At 73.9% G+C, this 4695-nt stretch carries 4 protein-coding genes; 3 read left to right on the top strand and 1 reads right to left on the bottom strand.

What is annotated here, in order from left to right; translation table 11 throughout:
* The coding region (locus VF794_RS10765; RefSeq protein WP_331109398.1) for a lipopolysaccharide biosynthesis protein at positions 1-1241 on the bottom strand (1241 nt) is incomplete at its 3' end.
* 156 nt (positions 1242-1397) lie between these two features.
* On the opposite strand from VF794_RS10765, the gene VF794_RS10760 reads away from it, so the two are divergent.
* The 3 genes from VF794_RS10760 to VF794_RS10750 form a co-directional block, all read left to right on the top strand.
* Positions 1398-2624 (top strand): glycosyltransferase family 4 protein, encoded by a 1227-nt coding sequence (locus tag VF794_RS10760; RefSeq protein WP_331109396.1) that lies wholly within the window; start codon positions 1398-1400, stop codon positions 2622-2624.
* Entirely contained in the window at positions 2621-3808 is a 1188-nt protein-coding gene (locus tag VF794_RS10755) for a glycosyltransferase (RefSeq protein ID WP_331109394.1), read from the top strand. The genes VF794_RS10760 and VF794_RS10755 overlap by 4 nt, the downstream gene beginning before the upstream one ends.
* A partial coding sequence (locus tag VF794_RS10750; RefSeq protein WP_331109392.1) for a glycosyltransferase occupies positions 3805-4695 on the top strand: 891 nt, incomplete at its 3' end. The genes VF794_RS10755 and VF794_RS10750, both read left to right, overlap by 4 nt.

Genomic DNA, 4695 nt, shown 5'->3' with positions numbered 1-4695 from the left:
CGCAGGTGCCAGGGGACGCTCACCAGCACCAGGCCCGCGAAGGTGCCGAGCGGCGCGCCGATGAGGCCAAAGAGCTTGAGCCCCGCCGCGCCAAGCACGAAGGCCAGCCCGCCATCGATGAGCGTGGTGAGCGCGATGCGGCGCTCGTCCCCGAAGCAGAACGTGGCCAGCGCCGTGGCATTGGCCAGGTGGCGCAGCACCATGTTGACGGCGAACAGCGCGGAGACGCCGAGCCCCACGTACTTGTCCTCGCCCACCCACCAGCCCACGAAGGAGCCATTGGCGGCCACCACTCCGGCGGCGAGCAAACCGCTGACGAGCAGGGTGGCCTGGGTGAGGCTGGTGCACACCCGCAGCAGGCGCTCGCGTGACTCGCCGGCACGCATCTGACTGAGGCCCGGCAGCGCGGCGCTGACGAGCATGCGCGGCTGGTGGATGAGGATGCTCACCGCCTTGGCCGTGCATGCGTAGGCGACGGTGGCCTCGGGCCCCAGCAGCTTGCCCACCAGCAACAGGTCCGTTCCACTGACGAGCAGCAGGGCCAGCTTGTCGAGGCTCACCCACGCGCCCCGGGACAGCCAGCCCCGCACCTCGGACCAGACGAGTGGAGGCAACTGCCTCGGAAGGAGGTGGCGGTGGTGCCGCCCCAGGCGCCAGCCGGCCAGCAGTGCCACGAGCCCCTGTTGGACGATCCACCCCCACGCGAGCGCCACCATGCCCTTGCCGAGCAGCACGAGGGCCACCGTGGTGGCGTTGCCCAGGAGGAAGGCCACCATCTGCACGCCGGACTGCCAGGCGAGGTCCTGCAAGCCCTCGAGGATCGCCGGCAGCAGGCGGAACGGGTACTGGAGCACGAAGGCGAGCAGCGTGGGCCCCAGCGCCGGACGCAGCGCGTCCCACTCCGAGGGCAGCAACAGCCACAGGCCGAGCGCCGCCACCCCCACGAGCACCGTCTGCATGAGCGCCAGCCGCGCGGAGAAGCCCACCAGCCGCGCGGTGGACCCGGGGTCGTCCTGACGCCCGGTGGAGCTGGCGACTTCCCGGGGCACGAGCGCCACCACGCCCACGTCCAGCAGCAGCAGCCAGCCCAGCAGCTGGAAGCCGATGACCCACAGGCCGTACTGCTCCGTGCCGAGGCGTTGGAGCAGGAAGCGGGTCAGGAAGAGTCCGACCGCCATCGACAGCAACTGTTGGACGTATCCCACCCCCATTCCCTGGAGGTAGCGGCGCGTTCGACTCATGGGCGGCACGATTGTGCCACCACCCGGCCCCAAGCGTTGACTCCCCCGTGCCTCGAAGCTCGGCCCTCCAGGCACCTGACAACCAACCGGGCCCCCTTCCCTCCTGGTCGCATCGTTACCTTGACCTGGTGGGTCTCCTTCTGGTGGGTTCCCCGCGTGCGGTGGCTCTTCCTCAGTCCAGTGGGCGTCGTGGGGGGCGCGGAGCGGACGCTCCTGGACCTCCTGGATTGTCTGCGTCGCGCACCGGAGACCCCCCAGCTCGGGCTCCTCGCCGGCGCGGAGGGGCCCCTGACGGAGCAGGCGCGCGCCCTCGGCGTGGAGACACGTGCCCTGCCCCTGCCCTCCGAGCTCGCCTCCTTGGGGGACTCGCAGCTTCGGGGCGCGGGGGTGGGCCACTTCCTTCGCTTTGGCACCTCCCTGGCGCGGGCCACTCCAGCCGCGGCGGGCCACCTGCGCGCCCTCCAGCGGGCCCTGCGGGACTTCCGGCCGGACCTCGTCCACTCCAACGGGCTCAAGACGCACCTGCTCGCCGCGCTCTGCGCCCCGGGTGCCCCGGTGGTGTGGCACCTCCATGACTTCCTCGGCGAGCGGCCCCTGGTGCGGCGGGCGCTGCGCGTGGCCGGGGTGCGCGCGGCGGCGGCCATCGCCAACTCGGCGGCGGTGGCGGAGGATGCCCGGCGCGTGCTCGGCCGCGTCCCGGTGTACCCCGTCCACAACGGCGTGGACACGGAGCGCTTCTCCCCCGGCCCCGCCGACGGTGCACGGCTCGACGCGCTCGCGGGCCTGCCCCCGGCGCCCGAGGGCACGGTTCGGCTCGGGCTGGTGGCCACCTACGCGCGCTGGAAGGGGCAGGAGGTGTTCCTCCAGGCGGCGGCGCGCCTGCGGGAGCGGCTCTCCTCGCACGCGGTGCGCTTCTACGTGGTGGGCAGCCCCGTGTACCGCACGCCCGGCTCGCAGTACTCCGAGGAGGAATTGCGCGCCAGCGCGCACGCGCTGGGCCTGGAGGGCCACGTGGGCTTCATCCCCTTCCAGGCCGAGCCCTCCGGCATCTACCGCGCGCTGGACGGGGTGGTGCACGCCAGCACCCGGCCGGAGCCCTTCGGGATGACCATCGTCGAGGCCATGGCGTGCGCCCGGGCGGTGGTGGTGTCCGCCGCGGGAGGGGCCGCGGAGCTCCTCCGCTCCGGACAGGACGCGCTGGCCTTCTCGCCCGGGGACGTGCAGGGGCTTACGGAGGCGCTGGCGCGGCTCGTCCGGGAGCCGGAGCTGCGCGCGCGACTGGGCGAGGAGGCGCGGCACTCGGTGCTCGCGCGCTTCACCCGGGAGCGCTACGCCGCGCAGGTGCGGGACGTCTACACGCGCGTGCTGGGAGGGCGGACATGAGCGGGCGGGACGCGGACGCGTTCGGCGTCTCCTGGCACCTCCTCACGGGCGAGTTCCCTCCCCAGCCGGGCGGGGTGAGCGACTACACGTGGCAGGTGGCCGAGGGGCTCGCGTGCGCGGGCGGCGCCGTCCACGTCTGGGCCCCGGGCGAGCGGCAGGACACCGCGCCCGAGGGCGTCACCGTGCACCGGCTCTCCGAGGGCTTCGGCCCGCGCGGCCTGCGGCGACTGGAGCGCGAGCTGGCGCGGCTGCCCGGCCCGAAGCGGCTGGTGGTGCAGTACGTGCCCCACGCCTTCGGCTACCGGGCGATGAACGTGCCCTTCGCGCTGTGGCTCGCCACGCGCCGGGGGGACGAGGTGTGGACGTTCTTCCACGAGGTGAGCTTCCCCTGGGGGTGGGAGCGGCCGTGGCGCCACAACGTGCTGGGGGCCGTCACGCGGGTGATGGCGGCGCTGGTGGTGGCCCGGGCGGAGCGCGTCTTCGTCTCCACCTCGTGGTGGAGCGAGCGACTCCCCCGTCCGCCGCGCCGGGTGCCCCTGGAGTGGCTGCCCGTGCCGAGCAACCTACCCACGCGGCCCCCGCTGGACGCGGTGGAGGCGGCCCGGGCCTCGCTGCGCACGGGCCCGGAGGGCGTGCTCATCGGCCACCTGGGGACGTACGGCGACCTCCTCGTGGGGATGTTGGAGCAGGTGTTGCCCCCGCTGCTGCGGCGGGACGCGCGCCGCCGGGTGGTGCTGGCGGGCCGGGGCAGCACCCGCTTCGCCGAGCAACTCACCGGCCGACACCCGGAGCTCGCCGGGCGCGTCCTCGCGCTGGGAGGGCAACCCGCGGACACCCTGGCCGCGACACTGAAAGCCTGTGATGTACTGCTCCAGCCCTACCCCGACGGGCTGAGCACGCGCCGGGGCAGCGCCATGGCGGGGCTGGGGCTGGGCGTGCCGCTGGTGTCCAATGCCGGCCCCGCCACCGAGCCCCTCTGGCACGGCTCCGGCGCACTCGCGCTGGCCCCCGAGCCCACGGGCGCCGCGGTGGAGGCGGCCGCCGAGGCCCTGTTGTCCGCCCCGGAGACATGGCCCGCCCTGGGCAGTCGTGCTGCGGATTTCTATACGGAGCGATTCTCGCTTGCGCATACGCTGGACGTGCTGCTCGGCCGGACCCGCGCGCACGTCGTGGAGGACACATGAGCACCCCTGGAGGCCCGCTGCGCCTGGCGCTGCTGATGGACCCGCTCGAGGAGGGGTGGCCGAGCATGGACCTCGCGGGCGAGGCCCTGCACGAGCAACTCCACGGCCCGCTGGCGGAGGCGGTGTGGGTGACGTCGGTGCGGCCAAAGCTGATGCCCGTGGCGAGGCGGCTGCCCCTGCTGCGCGAGCAGACGCGGCAGGCGCTCAACGTGGACCGGCTGCTGACGCGCTTCCTCGCGTACCCGGCCCGGGCGGCGCTGAGGACGCGCGGGCTGGACGCCTGGCACGTGGTGGACCACACGTACGCGCAGCTCGTGTACGCGCTGCCCGCCGAGCGCACGGGCGTGTATTGCCACGACCTGGACGCCTTCCGCAGCATCCTCGAACCCCAGAAGGACCCGCGGCCAGCGTGGTTCCGCGCGATGGCCTGGACCACGCTGAAGGGGATGCAGCGGGCGGGGGTGGTGTTCCACGGCACCCATGCGGTGCGCGACGAGATACTCCGCCACGGACTGGTGCCCCCGGAGCGGCTGGTGCATGCGCCGCTGGGGGCCTCGCCGGAGTTCGGCGCTGATCCGGTGCCGGGAGACACGAGCGACGAGGTGCTGCGCTCCCTGGAAGGCCGGCCCTACGTGCTGCACGTGGGGAGCGGCATCCCGCGCAAGCGCCTGGACGTGCTCTTCGAGGTGTTCGCGGCACTGCGCCGCCGGCACCCGGAGCTGCGACTGGTGCAGCAGGGCGCGGAGCTGAACGAGGCGCAGCGGGCCCAGGTGAAGCACCTCGGCATCGGCGACGCGCTGGTGCAACCGCCGAAGCTCGACCGGGCGACGCTGTCGGGGCTGTACCGGCGGGCGCGGGCGGTGCTGGTGACGAGCGAGGCGGAGGGC

The sequence above is a fragment of the Archangium sp. genome, assembly GCF_036389735.1.
Taxonomy (GTDB): Bacteria; Myxococcota; Myxococcia; order Myxococcales; family Myxococcaceae; genus Archangium.
This window is presented reverse-complemented; position numbering and strand designations above follow the sequence as displayed.

What these genes read in the sequence shown, in the direction of transcription:
- VF794_RS10755 (WP_331109394.1), top strand. Translation starts at nt 2,621, where the DNA reads ATGAGCGGGCGGGACGCGGACGCGTTCGGCGTCTCCTGGCACCTCCTC.